Here is a 20,056-nt window from a genome sequence, read left to right on the forward strand (position 1 = left end):
ATTATGTCCCAGCCACTACTTACTTCGTTTTATTGAATTAATTGTTCTTCGTCTTCTAATGATTCTATATATGCTTGTGCATTTTGTGCTGCAATACTACCGTCACCAGTAGCTGTAACGATTTGACGTAATGTTTTATCACGAACATCACCAGCTGCATAAACACCAGCAACATTTGTTTCCATTTCGTCATTTGTTACGATATAGCCATTCTCATTTAAAATACCTAATGATTCAAATGGTTTTGTTAATGGTTTCATACCAATATAAATGAACACACCATCAGCTTGGTGTTCAGTTTCAGTTCCATCTTCAGTTGAAACTAATGTTACTGATCCTACTTTACCATCTTTGTCGTTAATTGTTTTTAATGTTGAGTTCCAAATAAAATCAATTTTTTCATTTTTAAATGCACGGTCTTGAATGATTTTTTGTGCTCTTAATTCATCTCTTCTGTGTACGATTGTTACTTTATCAGCGAATTTAGTTAAGAAGATACCTTCTTCAACTGCTGAATCTCCGCCACCAATAACGTAAAGGTTTTTACCTTTAAAGAATGCACCATCACATACGGCACAGTAACTTACACCACGTCCACCTAGTTCTTGTTCACCAGGTACGCCGATTTTTTTGTATTCTGCACCAGTTGCAATAATAATTGCGCGTGCTGTTAATGATTTATCACCCATATGAACAACTTTATGGTTGCCTTTATCTTCTATTTCTTTAATATCACCATATTCATATTTAGCACCAAATTTTTGTGCATGTGTAAACATTTTAGTTGATAAGTCTGGTCCAGTAATAAGGTCAAATCCTGGGAAGTTTTCTACGTCTTCCGTATTTGCCATTTGTCCACCAGGCATACCACGCTCTATCATAACAGTTGATAAGTTTGCTCTTGAAGCATAAACAGCTGCAGTCATTCCTGCTGGCCCTGCTCCAACTATAATTACATCATAATCTACTTGTGTAGTCATTTAAAAACTGCCTCCTCTTCTTAATTCAGTAGAATTGTACATCAATCTATTTCTTAAGTATATCTATATGCTCACTATTGCATCTATCGCTTTATTCAAACGATATGACGTTATATTAAATGCTTCTTTGATTTCTTTTTTTGTAATTTTCTTATTAAGTACTTTCAAATAAATATAAACTGAAGCAGCTACATAGTGATCAACCTCTTCTAATGATTCGTCTTCAGCAATGAGCATTTCTGCATGTTCTATCCATGATACGAATAGCTCTGTTCCATAGTGCTGAAAATCAGATCTATAAATCAATTTCATACCTCTATCAATAAAACCTAACTTATCGAGATGTAGATTTTGGAACGTATATGTTAAATACAATCTTTCATAATCCGGCATGTTTTCTAGTAAATCCCATACTTCATGAGACATGACAAGTTCACGATGCTTCATATGCCCTAATAAGAATATGCCATATATGCGATATCTATAATCTTCATCTCTTAATAGCGGTAATATAAATCTATCTAATCTCCCTTTAAGTTCATCGATTTTCCAAGGTGGTAATTGACTATGATATTGTACACTATCTTCAAATCTTTGCCAATGTCGTTTTGCCTCATCTTCATAACCTAAGTGATAATAATTATAACTCAAAGCATGATGTAACTGTGGCATTGACGCTTGTGCCTTTTTCAGAAGTGGTACGAGCAACTGATTTGAAGATACGTGCTTACCTAAATAACTCAATACAACACCTAATTTAAAAGACTCTTCATCATTTATAGGATGTAGTTTACTCAATTGATTTAAATAATGTTTATATCTTTCTTCTTGTCCTGTATTAAACAGCAACAACGTCATATGACATAGCGCATAAATATCAGATGAATTATGTTCTAATAACGTTTGTAATATCGCTTCCGCTTCTTCATATTGACCATTGTAAAGTAGCGACATCGCTTTTAAATTCATAATATGTTTATCTTCTTGCATCGATAAGCGCTGATTTTCTATATATTCATTTGCATCTTGTAATCTACCTTTCGCAAATAAATATTGAAAAATATGTTGAATAACAAAACGTTCAGCTTCTTCTTCAACGACCGTTTGATCGTCATACTTCACTTCAAACATCTGAATCATTTCTTCAAAATAATCTTGATCCTCTTCTTCGGTTACATATCGCAACCCAAATAAAAATGCTTTATTCGGTTCATTCGTCTTTATATACATTTGACTTAAATAAAAATAATAATCAGTCGTATAATGACCTTTCACAATTTGATCATACATCAATTCTTCTGCTTGAGTTGTATGATTAAGTTCTACTAGACATTCTGCATAAGGCGGTATAATAACGAAGTCATCTGGAGATAGCTCAAGTGCTTTCTTAAATAAAGACTCGGCATGTGCAAAATCTTGTTCTCTCATTTTTTTCATTGCTTTTTGATAATAAAAGTCTTTATCAAACTTTACGTGTATAATATTCGAGTTGTCTCCCAAAGGTTGCCTCACCGCCTCGTTTTAAGTTGCATAGGATTACCAAATGCCATCATGTTTGCTGGAACATCCTTGGTCACAATCGTGCCACTTGCAATCACAGCTTGGTCACCGATTTCAACACCTGCTAGAATTGTAGCATTAGCACCTACTAAGACATTGTTACCAATCTTTACATGTCCTACTCTATATTCTTCCACTAAGTATTCATGACACAATATCGTTGCATTGTATCCTATGATACAGTTTTGTCCAATCGATATCATTTCAGGAAACATGATATCAGGTGTCGCTTTAAATGCAAAAGCTGTCTTCGGTCCGATCTTCATGTTTAAAGCTTTTCTATATAGAAAATGTTTCCATTTCACATTTGGTAAATACCTACTAATTTCAATGATAATAACATTTTTAAACACTTTTATGAAATGTACTGTTTCATACATTTTCCATAAAGGATTTGATCCCGTAATTTTTTTCGTTTTCAATGCGCGCACTCAAAACACTTCTTTCAAATTTAGTTATGATAATAACCTTTAACATCTCTGAATTTACTTGGATTATAGCGTATTCTTCTATAAATAATACATAGGATAGATACCACAATAATCACAATTGAGATAACTTGTGCAATTCTTAAAAATTCAGTCAGCATGAGACTATCTGTTCTCAATCCTTCAATAAAGAAGCGGCCGATAGAATAATAAATTAAATATGCAAAGAACGTTTCACCAATTTTTAAGTGAGGTCGAATGAGCATTAATATTATAAAACCAACGACATTCCATAATGATTCATATAAGAATGTTGGATGATAATAAATACCATCAATTTGCATTTGGTTGATGATAAATTCTGGTATATGTAAATTCTCTAAGAAGATACGTGATACAGGTCCACCGTGTGCTTCTTGATTCATAAAGTTTCCCCATCTTCCAATCGCTTGTGCCAAAATAATACTTGGCGCAACAATATCTACTATTTGGAAGAACGATAAACCTTTCATTCTACATAATATAAACCCAGTTAAAAATGCACCAATTAAGCCGCCATGTATCGCAATACCACCATTCATTATTAACGGTATCTCTGCTAAATGTTGACTATAATATTGCCACTCAAATGCAACATAATAAATACGCGCACAAATAATGGCCATAACAACACACCAAATGATCAAATCAATTAATGTTTCTTCCCTAATGCCTACCTTCTTCGCTGTTCGTTGTGCAATGAGATAGCCTATTAAGATACCTGAAGCGATTATAATTCCATACCATCTGATTGATAATGGCCCTAATTGTATCGCAACGGGATCGATAGCTAGTAAATCCATTAATCATTCTCCTTACGTGCATTTTTCAATATTTCTGCATTAAGACGATTATTAAATTCTTCTGCAGTATTGATACCCATATTATTTAAACGATAGTTCATCGCTGCGACTTCAATAATAACAGCTAAGTTTCGTCCAGGTCGAACTGGAATGGTTTTTTTAGTTATTTTAGAATCTAAAATATTTAATGTTTCTTCATTCAATCCAACTCTGTCATAAATCTTTTCTTTATTCCAAGTCTCTAAATTAATATTTAATTTAATACGTTTTTCCATTAAGATTGAACCTGCACCAAACAATGTCATCACATTGATAATGCCTAATCCTCTTATTTCTAATAAATGTTCAATAATCTTTGGTGCTTTCCCGATTAACTCATTCTTATTAATTTCCTTAATTTCAACATTATCATCGGCTACGAGTCTATGTCCGCGCTTAACAAGTTCTAACGCTGTTTCACTTTTACCGACACCGCTATCGCCCGTTATTAAGACACCTACACCGTAGACATCGACAAGCACTCCATGTAGTGAAGTTTCAGGCGCCAATTCTCTTTCTAAATAACCAGTAACTTGTCCCATCAGTTTTGTTGTAGAAGCATCTGTTCTCAATAGTGGCGTATTATCTTTATCGCAACTGTCGATTAATTCTTGAGGTGCTTCTAAACCTCTTGTAATGATGATAGCAGGCGTTTCAGGTCTACATAATTTCGACATGCGCCCTTCTTTATCTTCATCAGGCAACAAATTATAAAATGATAACTCTGTTGTACCTAATACTTGAATTCTATCTGAAGAATAATGAGAAAAATATCCCGCCATTTCTAAACCAGGACGTGATAAATCTGTTTCTGTAATTTTACGATGCAATCCAGACTTACCAGCAATTACTTCCATATTAAATTGCTCAATTAATTTACTACTTGATATCATAGGGTTCACCTCTAGATTAATATATGTTAATTCTAATGAACTTTAAGCATAACTGCAATCATTATAGATAGTACGAACATATCTTTTATAGCAAAAGAAAAACCTGGACACAATTGCCCAGGCTACTTTATGATATTTCGTCATTTAATTCTAAACAATTAAATATCCTTATCTTGGTTATTATTTTTATTGAAAGAGCGAATAATATTTCTTAATGACTCATCCAATTGTTGAATCGGATCATTTTCAGTATTCTTTCTTTCATTATATTGCTTTTCAAATTCAGTCTTACCATTCTTAGCAGTTGTCTTAACTTTAGTTAATAAGTCATTAAACATTGCTTCTACATTTTCTCTAGACTGACTTGAAGAACATTTACCACTTTGTTCATTATTAGAAGTAGCATCAAGTAATTTCACTGCTTCATCTACTGTAATTTGTCCATTTTCAATCAGTTCTAAAATTTTTAATTGTACTTCGTTCATAACGTTCCCTCCCGGATTATGTCCGATCTCTTTCAAGTATCGGTTTTAAATATCTTCCTGTATAAGACGCTTCAACTTCTACTATATCTTCAGGTGTTCCAGTTGCGATGATTTCTCCACCACCATCTCCACCTTCAGGACCTAAATCGATAATATAGTCTGCAGTTTTAATCACATCTAAATTGTGTTCTATTATTATAACGGAATCGCCATTCTCAACAAGTCTATTTAATACACTTAATAAACGTTTAATGTCATCTACATGTAAACCAGTTGTCGGTTCATCCAGTATATACAACGACTTTCCATTAGATCGTCTATGAAGCTCAGAAGCAAGTTTGACACGTTGTGCTTCTCCACCTGATAACGTTGTTGCTGGTTGACCTAATTTCACGTAACCAAGACCAACATCTACGATTGTTTTTAATTTTCTATTTATCTTAGGTAAACTTTCAAAAAAGTGATAAGCATCTTCTACAGTCATTTCTAGTACATCAGAGATACTTTTACCTTTATAAGTAACTTCTAATGTTTCTCTATTATACCTTTTTCCATCACAAACTTCACATGGTACGTATACGTCTGGTAAGAAATGCATCTCAATTTTGATAATACCGTCGCCTTTACACGCTTCACAACGGCCACCTTTTACATTAAAACTAAATCGCCCTTTTTGGTAACCACGAACTTTCGCTTCATTAGTTTGACTAAACACATCACGAATATCATCAAACACACCTGTGTATGTTGCTGGATTAGAACGTGGCGTACGTCCAATTGGTGATTGGTCGATGTCTATAATTTTTTCTATTTCATTAACGCCCTTAATCGATTTATGCTCTCCAGGTTTCGTCTTCGTATTATAAAGTTGCTTTTGCAATCCTTTATATAACACTTCATTGACTAATGAACTCTTTCCTGATCCAGACACACCTGTCACACACGTCATCACTGATAAAGGAAAATCTACATCGATATTTTTTAAATTATTGCTCGTTGCACCTTTAACAGAAATTTTACGTTTTGTTATTTTTCTACGTTTCGATGGGACAAATACTTTTTCTTTACCACTTAAATATTGTCCGGTCAGTGAATTTTCATTTTCCATGACTTCTTCTGGCGTACCAATCGCGACAACTTCACCACCATGGACACCTGCTTTCGGACCGATATCAACTAAATAATCCGCAGCTTTCATTGTATCTTCATCATGTTCAACGACGATTAAAGTGTTACCCATATCACGCATTGATTTTAAAGTGTCAATTAAACGATCATTATCTCTTTGATGCAAGCCTATTGATGGTTCATCTAACACATACAACACACCAGATAATCTTGAACCAATTTGCGTAGCTAATCGAATACGTTGTGCCTCTCCACCTGATAAAGTCCCAGATGCACGATTTAATGTTAAATATTCTAAACCAACATTATTCAAGAATGACAATCTTTCATGTATTTCTTTCAATATCAATTTAGATATTTCACGTTCTCGATCATCTAAATTCAAATGTTCAAAATGGTTAATCGCATTGTAAATGGAATATCTTACAACTTCACCGATATGTTGACCATCGATTTTTACTGATAGAACTTTCTCATTCAAACGGTAACCATCACAAGTTTCACAAGTCTTCTCAACCATATACTTCTGCATCACTTCACGTACATACTCTGAAGGTGATTCATGGTAACGTCGTTCAATATTATTCAATACACCTTCGAACGGCATTTTTCTTGAACGTGTAGTCTTAACGCCATAATCTTGATTGAATTCAAATTCAATTTCGTCGTCATGACCTCGCAACACGATATTTTTTTCTTTCTTAGTTAGTTTATTAAATGGTTTATCCATATCAATATTAAAATGTTCACACGCTTGTTTTAGTAATGTTGGATAGTAATTTGAACTAATTGGCTGCCATGGTAATATCGCGCCATCATTTAAACATAATGTTTTATCTGGTACGACTAAATCAGCATCAACTGTTAATTTACTTCCTAATCCATCACATGAAGGACATGCTCCGAATGGATTATTAAATGAAAACATTCTCGGTTCTAATTGGTCCACTGAGAAACCACATAATGGACACGCATGATGTTCTGAGAATTTTATTTCATCACCATCAATAATATCAGCAATCGCATTACCTTCAGCTAACTCTAATGCAGTTTCTAAAGAATCTGCAAGTCTTGCTTCAATTCCAGGTTTAATGACTAATCTATCGATAACAACATCTATAGAATGATTTTGATTCTTGCTTAATTCCGGCACATCATCGACATCGACGATATCTCCATCAACTTTCAATCTTGCGTAACCCTTTTTAGCAATATCTTCAATCAGTTTCTTATGCGTTCCTTTACGACCTGAAACGATTGGAGATAATATTTGAATCTTAGTACGTTCTTCTAATGTCATTACTTGGTCTACCATTTGTTGAACAGTTTGAGATTTAATTTCAATCCCGTGGTTTGGACATATTGGTCTACCTACACGTGCATATAATAAACGTAAGTAATCATAAATCTCTGTTACAGTTGCGACTGTCGATCTTGGATTTTTACTCGTCGTTTTCTGATCAATTGAAATTGCTGGAGATAATCCTTCAATTAAATCTACATCCGGCTTATCCATTTGACCTAAAAATTGTCTTGCATATGCACTTAAAGATTCAACATATCGGCGTTGACCTTCAGCATAAATAGTATCAAATGCTAGTGAAGACTTCCCTGACCCTGAGAGGCCTGTCATCACTACCAGTTTATCTTTCGGTATTTCTATATCTACGTCTTTTAAATTATGTGCTCTTGCACCTTTAACGATGATGGATTTATTTTTCATCTCAGTCACCTTTCTGCTTTTAATTCAAACAATATATCTCTTAGTTCAGATGCACGTTCAAAGTCTAATGCTTTAGCGGCATCTTTCATTTCTTCTTCTATGCGCTGAATTGTTTTTTCACGTTCTTGTTTTGTAAGTTTCTTAGGTGCTTTTTTCTTATCTTTTTCATTTGTTTCATTCGTTTCAACAGTTGCTGAAATGACATCTCTAATTTTCTTATTAATTGTTTGAGGTGTAATATTATGTTCTTTGTTATAAGCTTCTTGCGTTTCACGTCTTCTACTTGTTTCATCTAAAGCTGTTCTCATAGAATCAGTAATCTTATCCGCATACATAATAACTTTACCTTTGTCATTACGTGCAGCACGACCTATCGTTTGAATTAATGAACGTTCAGAACGTAAAAAGCCTTCTTTATCTGCATCTAAAATGGTCACAAGAGACACTTCTGGAATATCTAGCCCTTCTCTTAACAAGTTAATGCCGACTAGTACATCATATACACCCATTCTTAAATCTCTTATAATTTCAATACGTTCAAGCGTTTTAATTTCTGAATGTAGATAGTTAACTTTAACCCCTGCTTCTTTCAAATAAGTTGTTAAATCTTCACTCATTTTTTTAGTTAAAGTTGTTATTAAAACACGTTCATTTTTATCCACGCGCTCATTGATTTCAGACAGTAAATCATCAATTTGATTCTCACTTGGTCTTACTTCAATAACCGGATCTAATAATCCAGTTGGACGAATAATTTGTTCAACCATTTCATCCGTGTGTTCAATCTCGTATGGTCCTGGCGTTGCAGATACATATACGAGTTGTTTCGTCTTCTGATCGAATTCTTCAAATTTAAGAGGTCTATTATCTAGTGCACTTGGCAGTCTAAATCCATGTTCAACAAGTACATTTTTTCTTGCTTGGTCACCGTTATACATACCTCTAATTTGAGGTATAGTCACATGAGACTCATCAATCATAACCATCCAATCGTCACCAAAATAATCTAATAATGTATATGGCGTTGACCCTTTTGGACGTAATGTTAAATGAACAGAATAGTTCTCAATACCAGAACAGAATCCCATTTCTCTCATCATTTCTAAATCATAATTCGTTCTCTGTTCTAATCTTTGTGCTTCTAATAATTTATTGTCTTTTCTTAATGAAGTTAAACGTTCTTCAAGTTCTTTCTCAATACGCTGGATTGCTTCTTTCATTTTCTCTTCACGTGTAACGAAGTGAGATGCTGGATAGAATAAGAAATGCTCTCGCTCAGCCATAACTTCACCCGTCAGATAATTCACTTCTCTAATACGATCTATTTCATCGCCGAAAAATTCAACTCTGACACACAACTCATCTCTTGATGCCGGAAATATTTCTACAACATCTCCTCTAACTCTAAAAGTACCACGTCTAAAATCAATATCATTTCTAGAATATTGGTTATCTACAAGTTTTCGTAACAGTTCATTACGTTCCATTTCCATCCCAACACGTGTACTGACAACTAAATCTTTATATTCTTCCGGATTACCTAAACCATATATACAACTCACGCTTGCAATAACAATGACATCATCACGTTCAAATAATGCGCTTGTTGCTGAGTGTCGTAATTTATCAATTTCATCATTGATAGAGGCATCTTTTTCAATAAATGTATCTGTTTGTGGTACGTATGCCTCTGGTTGGTAATAATCATAATAACTCACGAAATATTCAACTCTATTTTCTGGAAAAAATTCTTTAAATTCACTATAGAGTTGGCCAGCTAAGGTCTTATTATGCGCTATGATTAAGGTAGGTTTTCCAACTTCTTTAATCACATTACTCATCGTGAATGTCTTACCCGTTCCGGTCGCACCTAATAATGTTTGATGTCTCTTGCCGTCTTTAATCCCTTTAACAAGAGATTTTATTGCTTCCGGTTGATCCCCTTGTGGTGAATAATCTGAATGTATCTTAAAAGGAAAATGCTGCATAATAACCTCCTTAATTTCTCTTATATATACATGTATTTTATCAAAAAATGGCAAAAAAAAGCAAACGTTTGTTCTCATTATGTTTACAAATATAAAAAAGGGTTGAGACATTTCATTATGTCCCAACCTCTTTACTGACGCATGTCGATTATAAACCATTCTTATGTATGTAAATCAATACTTATCTTGATTCGATTTTGTCCATTTTTAGTATATCTACAATATAGAAGCCAACAACTAAACTAATGACATCTAATAGAATGATCAGTTCATTATGAAAGAAACCTTTGTATACAGAAACACCAATAACAATACTAGAAACGAGTAATCCAATCCACTTGTTTTGAGCAATTTGTGTAAAAATGATAACCATTAAACAAGGTAGGAACAATGCAAGAATTGGCCATATCATTCAACTCACTAACTCCTTTTCGATTCACGTTTCTCAAGTATCGACACTGTTGTTTCTCTTAATTCCGAACGTGGAATAAATTTCTCTTGTAGCATTTCAGGAATAATATGTTGTATAAAATCCTGTACTGATGCTAAGTGATCGAATTGCATAATTGTTTCTAAAGAACTTTCATAAATTTCAAAGAATAGTGGTTCTGGATTACGTTTTTGAATTTCTCCAAATGATTCATATAACAAGTCAATTTTATCAGCGACGCTTAAAATTTGTCCCTCGATACTATCGTCTTTACCTTCTTGTAATCTATGTCTATAAATTTCTTGATATTCTTCAGGAAATTCTTCTGTTATAAATTTATCAATCATCTCTTCTTCTACTTGAGAGAATAATTTTTTTATTTCATAAGATGCATATTTTACAGGCGTCTTGATATCGCCAGTAAATATTTCCGGATAGTCATGATTTAATGCTTTTTCATATACCAATTTCCAATCAATCGCTTGACCATTTTGTTCTTCAACTGTTGCTAAGTATTGCGCAATTTTAGTTACTTTGAACGAATGTGCCGCCACGTTATGATCTTGATATTTAAATTTCCCAGGACATCTTACAAGTTTCTCTAAATCTGATAAACTCTTAAAATATTGGTGTACGCCCATTATTTCTCCTCCTTTACTTGTGTAACAATGTTAGTTAATGTCTTTTCAGTTAGTTCTCCTAAATACACTTTTTTAATCTTACCGTTCTTATCCACAAATAATGTCGTTGGAATATTATATGCTTTAAATTTTTTCAAAAAATCATCTTCAGCTACATAAACATCATAGTTCACTTTTGAATTTTTAATCAATTGTTCAGCAGGTTTATGTTTATCCTTTACATTCAAGCCTATTAATTCGACACCATTTTCTTTATTTTTTGCGTATTTTACAAGTTCAGGCATTTCTCTTTTACATGGATCACACCATGATGCGAATAAATTAATCACAGTGATTTCATTCTTAGAAGTGACCTCTTTTAAGTTTACAGTGTTTTGTTTCGAAAATACTTTTACAGTTTCATCATTCACGTTTAATCCTGTGGCAGGATGACTATTTTGAGCAGTTTGTTTTCCTTGTTGTGCTTTAAATTGATCTTGTGTTTGTACTTGGTTAATACCAATTACTTTATAAACACTTACTCCTATAATACTTACTAAAATTAATACTATTATGATTTTTAACCATTTTTTCATGTTTTCAAACCTCTATACACCCATTTACGTATATTATATCAACTATCAAAATAAAAAAAAGCAAATAGTCTAAATTCTTAATAGAATTAGCTACTTGCTTTCAAATTGATACTTTCTAATGTATATAATTATAAGACTTTGCTGCTGATGCTGATATTGTTCTTGAAGATACAACACCTACACCTTGATAATTCATTTCAGATACTTGAATTGAACCGTCTGAATTCACTTTATCAACGTATGCAACATGTCCGTATCCACCAGCAGTAGATTGTAAAATTGATCCAGCAGCTGGATTATTGTTCACTTTATATCCTGCTTGTGATGCTGCATTTGCCCAATTATTCGCATTACCCCAAGTATTTCCTAAGTCCGGTCTCTTACTGAATGCATAATAAGTACATTGACCAGATGTATATAAATTATCTCCCCCACCAACATGTGAATGGTTACTTGAAACAGGTGTTGTTGTATATGTTGCTTCATGCCCTTGGTTATTCCAAGATGTTCTTACTTCAGGTTGATGATATGCAACTTCGTTTACATATGATTGCGTGCTGTATGCATGTTGTTCTTCAGAATGTGTATGAGTTGTAGCTGAAGATGATGCAGTCGAAGGCGCTAGAACTGTTACACTTGTAGGCTCTGCAGTCGCGCCTGCTTCTTCTACTTGTGCGTTTTCTTCTACTTCAACTTCTTCACCTGAAACCTTTAATGAAGTTCCAACAACGATGACATCAGAAGATAAATCATTCCATTCTTTCAAATCGGAAACTGACACATCAAATTTCTCTGAAATCTTATTAAGTGTGTCACCTTCTTGAACAACATAGACATTATCTTTTAATACTTTTATATTTTGTCCAACTGTTACATCGCTAGTAATGTTATTTAACGCTTTTAAGTCTGAAACTGACGTTCCATACTTTTCAGAAAGTGTAGCTAAATTTTCTCCGTTTTCAACTTTATGGCTATTAGCAAATGCTGACGGCTCTACTAATGTTGTCAAAGCAGTAACTGATGCAAGTGCAATGAAAGTTTTTTTCATGATGATAAATCCTCCTGAGATTCATAAAATTTTATTATTATAAACAACAAATTGAATTTTCCTCAATTATTACGAGAATAATATACCACATTAGAAATTAAATTTTTACATTGTTACAATTCTGTAATAGAAACGTTAAAGTCCTATAATTTTACAGTTAAATTTGTTAATAAACCCGCCACAACAGTCTTTTAAGAGAAAACAGAAACAAACAGAGCATACGATGATTAATCACATACTCTGTTTATAAAATAGGAAATAGAAGTTTTTCAAATTATGATTTACAATCCTAAAACCATCATTTATATATTTATTTTTGTTCAGCTAACCATTTTGCCACTTCTTTAGCATCCTTTTCGTCAACAACTTTGCTTGGCATGCTGCCTTTACCTTCATTGATTACTTTTTCAATCTCAGCTTCAGATAATTTAGAACCAATATTTTTTAGTGCCGGACCAGAAGCACCTTCTAGATCCTTACCATGACAACCTACACAAGAATTATTTTTAAATACTTCTTCACCTTTAGAGCTATAAGCTTCAGATTTGTTGTCGTCTGATGAATTCCCACATCCCGCAAATACCAAACTAGATAAAGCAACCGCAATAATCAAACTTTTTTTACCTTTCACTATAACCACCCCATAAAATATAATTACAATTATATTTTACCATGATATATTATGCTTTAAAATGTATTTTTGGAGGACTGAATACTTAAAATGCACTTCTTATTTGCATGTTCACTCAATCTTGCTAATAAAGACACTCTTATTTGCACATTCACTCAATCTTGCTAATAACAACTCCGCATTAAGACCTCATATAAAAAGAAGAAAACCTAAGACTTAAATTGTCCAGGCTTTCTTCTATGATTATTGCTCTATTTGACTTCTTAAGTATGCATCTATAAATGGCTCGATATCTCCATCCATAACCGCATTTGTATTTCCTGTTTCTTCATTTGTTCTATGATCTTTAACCATGGCATAAGGGTGGAATACATAAGATCGAATTTGGCTTCCCCATCCGATTTCTTTTTGTTCACCTCTAATTGCTTGAAGTGCTGCCGCTTGTTCATCTAACTCTTTTTGATAAAGTTTTGCTTTCAACATTTTCATTGCTTGTTCTCTATTTTTTATTTGAGATCTTTCGTTTTGACAAGTAACGACAATTCCTGTTGGTTGATGGGTAATACGTACAGCTGAATCTGTAGTATTGACATGTTGTCCACCTGCACCTGATGCTCTGTAAGTATCCACTGTAATATCTTCTGAATTAACTTCTATTTCGATTTTTTCATTATCAAATTCTGGTGTTACATCACAAGAAACGAATGATGTGTGTCTGCGGCCTGAAGAATCAAAAGGCGAGATTCGCACTAAACGGTGTACGCCTTTCTCAGCTTTCAAATAACCATATGCATTATGACCTTTAATCAATATCGTTACACTTTTAATTCCCGCTTCATCTCCAGCTTGATAATCTAAAGTTTCTACTTTAAATCCTTTCTGTTCTCCAAAGCGTTGATACATTCTAAGTAACATTGAACCCCAGTCTTGAGATTCTGTACCCCCAGCACCTGGGTGTAACTCTAATATTGCATTGTTTGCATCGTGTTCACCATTAAGCAATAATTTTAACTCAAATTGGTCGATATCTGACTGTAAAGTCGCTAAGTCATCTTCTAACATTTCATGCATATCTTCATCATATTCTTCTTGTAGCAATTCTACAGTTGTCATTAAATCTTCAGTTTGTTGATCTAATTGATGAAAATCACCTACTACTGATTTTAAGGCATTGTTTTGACTAATAATATCTTGCGCTTTATTTTGATCATCCCAAAAACTTGGGTCCGCCATCATCTCTTCAAATTCTTGTATGTTAGTCTCTTTATTTTCTAAGTCAAAGAGACCCCCTGATATTTAATAACTTTTCATTATGCTTATTTAATGTTTGTCTAATTTCCGTTAATTCCATTTGTATACTCCTTTATGCTTGGCCATGACAGTTTTTATATTTTTTCCCGCTGCCGCATGGACATGGTTCATTTCGTCCAATTTGTTCATCATTGACGATTGGTTTTGGTTTCACTTTTTCTTTACCATCATTAGCGCCTACGTGTTTAGCTTCTCCGATTTCAACTTGTTCACGTTCGACTTGTTCACCACGGTCGATTGTTGATTTCAGAATATACTTACTCACTTCATCCTCGATTTCATTAAGCATTGTTTCAAACAAATCGAGACCTTCGTTTTGGTATTCACGCAATGGATTGATTTGTCCATAAGATCTCAAATGGATACCTGTACGTAATTGATCCATTGTATCGATATGATCTGTCCATTTACGGTCAATCGTTCTTAATACAATCATACGCTCGAACTCAGACATTTGATCTCCAAAGTCTTCTTGTTGCGCTTTATATTGTGCTCTAATTTTCTCAAGAACAATTTCCACTATATCTTCGTGATCTCTACCACGAATGTCATCAACTTTAATTGTATCTTGGTGTAAATATGAATCATCGATAAATTGAACAAGTGCATCATAATCCACTTCTTCTTCATTTGTTGATAAATGATAATTGATACCACGTTCTAATGACGATTTAATCATATCTTTAACGATATCTTGGACGTCTTCTTTTTCGATAATATCATTACGCTCACCATAAATGATTTCACGTTGTTTTCTTAATACATCATCGTATTCTAATAAACGTTTACGTGCATCAAAGTTATTACCTTCAACACGTTTTTGAGCTGATTCTACTGCTCTTGAAACCATTTTAGATTCGATTGGCGTATCATCATTCATACCTAATTTACCCATTAATGATTGCATACGTTCAGAACCGAATCGCACCATTAATTCATCTTGTAATGATAAATAGAAGCGACTTCGACCGACATCTCCTTGACGTCCAGAACGTCCTCTTAATTGGTCATCGATACGTCTTGATTCATGTCGTTCAGTACCAATTACGGCTAATCCGCCTAAATCAATAACACCATCGCCAAGTTTAATATCGGTACCACGACCAGCCATATTTGTCGCTATTGTAACAGCGCCTTTTTGACCAGCATTTAAAATAATTTCAGCTTCTCGTTCGTGGTTCTTAGCGTTCAATACGTTATGTCTAACGCCTTTTTTCTTTAATAGTTGTGAAATATATTCACTTGTTTCAACGGCTACAGTACCTAATAAGACAGGTTGTCCTTTTTTATGGAATTCAATAACGTCATTAACAACGGCATCAAATTTACCTTTTTGAGATGAGAAGATTAAATCCGCTTCATCTAACCTTTGAATAGGTCTATTTGTAGGAATTTGTGTCACAGTCATATTGTAAATATTTCTAAATTCTTCTTCTTCCGTCTTAGCTGTACCAGTCATACCTGAAAGTTTGTTGTACATTCTAAAGAAGTTTTGGAATGTTATAGAAGCCATCGTTTTAGATTCATTTTGAATTTCTAAACCTTCTTTAGCCTCGATTGCTTGATGTAATCCATCTGAGAAACGTCTACCTGGCATTGTACGACCTGTAAATTGGTCAACAATCATAATTTCTCCATCTTCTACAACGTAATCTTTATCTTTAAACATTGTACGATTGGCTTTTAATGCAATATTAATATGGTGCATTAAATTAACATGCTTAACATCGAACAGGTTTTCAATTTTAAACATACGTTCTGCTTTATCAATACCTTGTTCTGTTAAAGTTATCGCTTTTGTCTTCTCATCGAAACTGAAATCATCTTCGCCTTTTAACATTTTTACAAAAACATTCGCTTGCGTATATAATGTCGTAGATTTCTCAGCTTCACCTGAAATAATTAAAGGTGTTCTCGCTTCATCAATTAAGATTGAATCGACTTCATCAATAATCGCAAAGTTTAACGGTCTCATAACACGGTCTTTCTTATATGTGACCATATTGTCTCTTAAATAATCGAACCCTAGTTCATTATTTGTACTATACGTAATGTCAGATGAGTACGCTTCACGTTTCTGATCCGTATCTAACGCATTCAGATTTAGACCTACTGATAATCCTAAGAAATTATACAGTTGTGCCATTTCTTCACTTTGTGAGCTAGAAAGATATTCATTGACAGTTACAACATGTACGCCTCTACCTGATAAAGCATTTAAATATACAGGCATAGTTGCTGTTAACGTTTTACCTTCACCAGTTTTCATTTCTGAAATGTCACCACGATGGATAGCGATACCACCCATGATTTGAACTCTAAATGGTGTCATATTAAATACCCTTGTTGACGCTTCTCTTACAACTGCATAAGCTTCTGGTAATATTTTGTCTAAATATTTTTCTTGCTTTTGATAATCTTCTATTTCTGCTAATTCTTTTTTAAATTGTTCAGTTTTGCCTCTTAACTCATCGTCTGTTAATTTAGCCATTTCATCTTCTAATTTAATGACTTGATCTGCTAACTTTCCAAGTGATTTAACAACACGTTTGTTGCCATCAGCTATTTTTGATAAAAAACCCATTTTGTTCTCTCCTTCAACTAGGAAACTAGTAATCTTACAACAATATATCATAACACGTTTAATTGTCTTTTTATACTATTTAAGATTACCACCTCTGTACGCGAAAAGCTATTAATACAAAAGAAACTGGCACAGAAATTCTGCACCAGTTTAAGTTCATTTATTTATTGTATTGAAGTTTCGATTAATCCATATTTACCATCTTTACGTTTGTAAACAATACTTGTTTCGTCTGTATCTGCATCTGTAAAAATGTAAAAGTCGTGACCCAATAAATTCATTTGTAATACTGCTTCTTCAGAATCCATTGGTTTTAACGCAAATTGTTTAGAACGAATAATTTCAATTTCACTATCGCTTTCATTATCTTCAACTTCTTCAGGTGGTGTAGATTCTATGCTATTTGCAAAAACATCTTTATCTCGCCCTTTATCGCGATACTTTCTATTTACTTTCGTTTTGTACTTGCGGACTTGTCTTTCTAGTTTGCTTGTTATCAAGTCGATTCCAGCATATAAATCTTCATGTCGTTCTTCAGCTCTTAAAGTAACATCTTTAAGTGGAATAGTTACTTCAACCTTACTGCGTGAATCCTGATAAGTTTTGATTTTAACATGAGCTATCGCCTCTGGGACATTAGTAAAATATCTTTCTAATTTACCTACTTTGTCCTCAATATAATTTCTTATCGGATCAGTCACTGTGATGTTTTCACCATGAATTTCAAATCTGATCATAAAGCACCGACTCCTTTAACGCTCTATTTCTCTTGTGTTTCTTCCTACTTATATTTTACCATTTTTTTACCCTCTTGCAAATGTTAAGCTATCTAATATTCTGATTTTTCTAACATATAAAAGTTCCGCTAATTGATGTATTGTTAATCCCGTTGTATATATATCATCCACTAATAAAATACGTTTATTTTCTAAGTCTATCTCTTTCGAAATTTGAAATGGATTTAACTGCTTTGCTCGTTCCATTTTAGTAAGTTCAGATTGTTTTCTTCGTTCTGCTGTTGTAAATATTTCAGTAAATTTAATGTTATTACATTCTAACACGTACGACACATGGTCAAAGGTACGTATTGTTTTCTTACTTGGATGAATTGGCGCCGGAATAATATAGTCGTATTGTTTGATTAACTTTGGTGGTAATTGAAATATTTGTCCAAGGGCAACATCCCCCATGAGTTTATATTGATGAATAACTTCCTTTACTATCCCTTGATAATCGTAAAGCGTATAGAGTTGGTTAATTAATGTGTACCGTTGCGACAGCCACTGACAATCTAAACACGCTTCTTCATTCTTACCTAATACTTTCAAGCATCTTTGGCATCTTCGCACATCTTGATTAAATTCAAATTCCGCTTTACACGTTTCACATATAATAGAAGATTTAGCATAAAAATTAACTAACGTGATCACTTCTCTTATTGGATTTTGACATACAAGACAATATTTCAATTTAACCACCCCTTTTCTTGAGCGAGACGATTCATTTTAACAATTTCATTACGTGCACGCGTCATTTTTTTAGTTATTCCAACGTGATAACACATCACTTTTCCTGTCGTACATGACCATTTACGACCGACACGACCAGCTATTTGAACAATTGCACTACATTCGAATTCATCAGATCGTATAATGACCACATCTAAAAATTCTAATGTAACGCCTCTTTCAAGAATCGTCGTCGTAAACATAATATCGATTTCCCCTGCTCTTAATCGATTTACTTTTTCGTGACGTTGTTTGTCTTTACTCGATACACATTCAATATTTGAGAAATACTGTTGATATATTTTAAAAACATGATGCATGTAAGTAATATCATGAAAAAATACAAACGTCTTTCTACTATTTTTAATTTGTTCTTTCAAAAAATTTAATAGCTTCTTATTTATTCTGTTTTCTTTCACATCATTAAAGATAAATTCAGGTACGGGTAACGGAGAACCGTGGTATCTTGCGGGAAGTTTAATAATTTCAGATTCATTAAATGTGGACAGTAATTGCGGTGGCGGTGTGGCTGTTAAATAGATATGACTCGATTTCATTGTTGATGACTTCTTTATAATCTGCATTAATTGGTTATCCATTTCTAACGGAAATGCATCGACTTCATCCACGATGATGACATTAAAGTGACAATCGTATCGCATTAATTGATGTACAGTTGAAACGACAAATGTACTATCATATTGACCGGCATGCCCTTCATACATTAAATCTATCTGCTCTTCTTGAAATGCATCACGTAATCTTAAATACACTTCTTTCACGACATCTACTCTTGGAGAAACGACCGCAACATTATACCCTTGTTGTCTAGCTGCAGATATTCCTTCAAAGATCATTTCTGTTTTACCCGCACCAGTTACCGCATGCACTAATAAAGGTTGATTGTTGAGTATACAATCTTTAATTTTATTTGAAGCGATTTGCTGTTGTTCACTTAATTCAAAGTTCAAATGATATTTGGCAGCTGATTCGTCCCGTTTACTTTCAATCATAAAGATATCTTTGCAACTTTGTACTTTTCCTAATTGGATACAGTATCTACAATATATAACCTGTTCATTACAATGATGACAATAATATTGAAAGAATAACTTTGGATCGGTGTTTGTACATTGATTACATTTATATTTACCTTGATTGTTTGTCACACCACGGACTCGTGTTCTTACACTTTCTGTAGTGACTTCATTCAGATCATGACATATTCGACCATATAACTTCATAAATACCTCCAATAAAAA

At 33.5% G+C, this 20,056-nt stretch carries 18 protein-coding genes; all 18 read right to left on the reverse strand.

Annotated elements, in window-relative coordinates:
* Nucleotides 1-29: 29 nt before the first annotated feature.
* A complete protein-coding gene (trxB, locus tag P3U32_RS10190; protein WP_323703027.1) occupies nt 30-980 on the reverse strand; it encodes a thioredoxin-disulfide reductase in 951 nt (316 codons plus the stop codon).
* A gap of 63 nt (nt 981-1,043) precedes the next feature.
* Nucleotides 1,044-2,480 carry a tetratricopeptide repeat protein gene (locus P3U32_RS10195; protein WP_323703028.1) on the reverse strand — a complete coding sequence of 479 codons (1,437 nt, stop codon included), beginning with the start codon at nt 2,478-2,480 and terminating at the stop codon, nt 1,044-1,046.
* An 8-nt stretch (nt 2,481-2,488) separates the two neighbouring features.
* Nucleotides 2,489-2,971 carry an acyltransferase gene (locus tag P3U32_RS10200; RefSeq protein WP_323703029.1) on the reverse strand — a complete coding sequence of 161 codons (483 nt, stop codon included), beginning with the start codon at nt 2,969-2,971 and terminating at the stop codon, nt 2,489-2,491.
* A 20-nt stretch (nt 2,972-2,991) separates the two neighbouring features.
* Nucleotides 2,992-3,810, reverse strand: coding sequence for a prolipoprotein diacylglyceryl transferase (gene lgt, locus P3U32_RS10205; protein ID WP_323703030.1), 819 nt, complete (start codon nt 3,808-3,810; stop codon nt 2,992-2,994).
* On the reverse strand, nt 3,810-4,742 hold the full coding sequence (gene hprK / locus P3U32_RS10210) for an HPr(Ser) kinase/phosphatase (protein WP_323703031.1): 933 nt from the start codon (nt 4,740-4,742) through the stop codon (nt 3,810-3,812). The genes lgt and hprK overlap by 1 nt, the downstream gene beginning before the upstream one ends.
* A gap of 158 nt (nt 4,743-4,900) precedes the next feature.
* Complete coding sequence (locus tag P3U32_RS10215; protein WP_323703032.1) at nt 4,901-5,227, reverse strand: SHOCT-like domain-containing protein; 327 nt, start codon at nt 5,225-5,227, stop codon at nt 4,901-4,903.
* A gap of 16 nt (nt 5,228-5,243) precedes the next feature.
* Nucleotides 5,244-8,078: an excinuclease ABC subunit UvrA gene (gene uvrA / locus P3U32_RS10220; protein ID WP_323703033.1), complete on the reverse strand. Its 2,835-nt coding sequence runs from the start codon at nt 8,076-8,078 to the stop codon at nt 5,244-5,246.
* Between the two features lie 5 nt (nt 8,079-8,083).
* Nucleotides 8,084-10,069 (reverse strand): excinuclease ABC subunit UvrB, encoded by a 1,986-nt coding sequence (gene uvrB, locus P3U32_RS10225; protein ID WP_323704876.1) that lies wholly within the window; start codon nt 10,067-10,069, stop codon nt 8,084-8,086.
* A gap of 178 nt (nt 10,070-10,247) precedes the next feature.
* On the reverse strand, nt 10,248-10,478 hold the full coding sequence (locus tag P3U32_RS10230) for a DUF2198 family protein (RefSeq protein ID WP_323703034.1): 231 nt from the start codon (nt 10,476-10,478) through the stop codon (nt 10,248-10,250).
* Nucleotides 10,479-10,486: 8 nt separating this feature from the next.
* Nucleotides 10,487-11,137, reverse strand: coding sequence for an HD domain-containing protein (locus tag P3U32_RS10235; protein WP_323703035.1), 651 nt, complete (start codon nt 11,135-11,137; stop codon nt 10,487-10,489).
* Entirely contained in the window at nt 11,137-11,712 is a 576-nt protein-coding gene (locus P3U32_RS10240; RefSeq protein ID WP_323703036.1) for a TlpA family protein disulfide reductase, read from the reverse strand. The genes P3U32_RS10235 and P3U32_RS10240 overlap by 1 nt, the downstream gene beginning before the upstream one ends.
* A gap of 115 nt (nt 11,713-11,827) precedes the next feature.
* Nucleotides 11,828-12,760 (reverse strand): LysM peptidoglycan-binding domain-containing protein, encoded by a 933-nt coding sequence (locus tag P3U32_RS10245; protein WP_323703037.1) that lies wholly within the window; start codon nt 12,758-12,760, stop codon nt 11,828-11,830.
* A gap of 310 nt (nt 12,761-13,070) precedes the next feature.
* Entirely contained in the window at nt 13,071-13,391 is a 321-nt protein-coding gene (gene cccB / locus P3U32_RS10250; protein WP_323703038.1) for a cytochrome c551, read from the reverse strand.
* A 243-nt stretch (nt 13,392-13,634) separates the two neighbouring features.
* Nucleotides 13,635-14,742 (reverse strand): peptide chain release factor 2 gene (gene prfB / locus P3U32_RS10255; RefSeq protein WP_323703039.1). Its coding sequence is split into 2 segments (ribosomal slippage): nt 13,635-14,669 and nt 14,671-14,742, totalling 1,107 coding nucleotides; the frame shifts between segments, so codons are not numbered across the junction.
* A 12-nt stretch (nt 14,743-14,754) separates the two neighbouring features.
* Entirely contained in the window at nt 14,755-17,286 is a 2,532-nt protein-coding gene (secA, locus tag P3U32_RS10260; RefSeq protein ID WP_323703040.1) for a preprotein translocase subunit SecA, read from the reverse strand.
* Between the two features lie 164 nt (nt 17,287-17,450).
* Nucleotides 17,451-18,023 carry a ribosome hibernation-promoting factor, HPF/YfiA family gene (gene hpf / locus P3U32_RS10265; RefSeq protein ID WP_323703041.1) on the reverse strand — a complete coding sequence of 191 codons (573 nt, stop codon included), beginning with the start codon at nt 18,021-18,023 and terminating at the stop codon, nt 17,451-17,453.
* A gap of 66 nt (nt 18,024-18,089) precedes the next feature.
* Complete coding sequence (locus P3U32_RS10270; protein ID WP_323703042.1) at nt 18,090-18,755, reverse strand: ComF family protein; 666 nt, start codon at nt 18,753-18,755, stop codon at nt 18,090-18,092.
* On the reverse strand, nt 18,752-20,038 hold the full coding sequence (locus P3U32_RS10275; protein ID WP_323703043.1) for a DEAD/DEAH box helicase family protein: 1,287 nt from the start codon (nt 20,036-20,038) through the stop codon (nt 18,752-18,754). The genes P3U32_RS10270 and P3U32_RS10275 overlap by 4 nt, the downstream gene beginning before the upstream one ends.
* Nucleotides 20,039-20,056 lie beyond the last annotated feature (18 nt).

The sequence above is a fragment of the Mammaliicoccus sp. Dog046 genome, assembly GCF_034039665.1.
Lineage (GTDB): Bacteria > Bacillota > Bacilli > Staphylococcales > Staphylococcaceae > Mammaliicoccus.

Coding starts and splice junctions, on each gene's coding strand:
- trxB (WP_323703027.1), bottom strand. CDS start 980: ATGACTACACAAGTAGATTATGATGTAATTATAGTTGGAGCAGGGCCA.
- lgt (WP_323703030.1), bottom strand. CDS start 3,810: ATGGATTTACTAGCTATCGATCCCGTTGCGATACAATTAGGGCCATTA.
- hprK (WP_323703031.1), bottom strand. CDS start 4,742: ATGATATCAAGTAGTAAATTAATTGAGCAATTTAATATGGAAGTAATT.
- P3U32_RS10215 (WP_323703032.1), bottom strand. CDS start 5,227: ATGAACGAAGTACAATTAAAAATTTTAGAACTGATTGAAAATGGACAA.
- uvrA (WP_323703033.1), bottom strand. CDS start 8,078: ATGAAAAATAAATCCATCATCGTTAAAGGTGCAAGAGCACATAATTTA.
- P3U32_RS10230 (WP_323703034.1), bottom strand. CDS start 10,478: ATGATATGGCCAATTCTTGCATTGTTCCTACCTTGTTTAATGGTTATC.
- P3U32_RS10235 (WP_323703035.1), bottom strand. CDS start 11,137: ATGGGCGTACACCAATATTTTAAGAGTTTATCAGATTTAGAGAAACTT.
- P3U32_RS10240 (WP_323703036.1), bottom strand. CDS start 11,712: ATGAAAAAATGGTTAAAAATCATAATAGTATTAATTTTAGTAAGTATT.
- P3U32_RS10245 (WP_323703037.1), bottom strand. CDS start 12,760: ATGAAAAAAACTTTCATTGCACTTGCATCAGTTACTGCTTTGACAACA.
- secA (WP_323703040.1), bottom strand. CDS start 17,286: ATGGGTTTTTTATCAAAAATAGCTGATGGCAACAAACGTGTTGTTAAA.
- hpf (WP_323703041.1), bottom strand. CDS start 18,023: ATGATCAGATTTGAAATTCATGGTGAAAACATCACAGTGACTGATCCG.
- P3U32_RS10275 (WP_323703043.1), bottom strand. CDS start 20,038: ATGAAGTTATATGGTCGAATATGTCATGATCTGAATGAAGTCACTACA.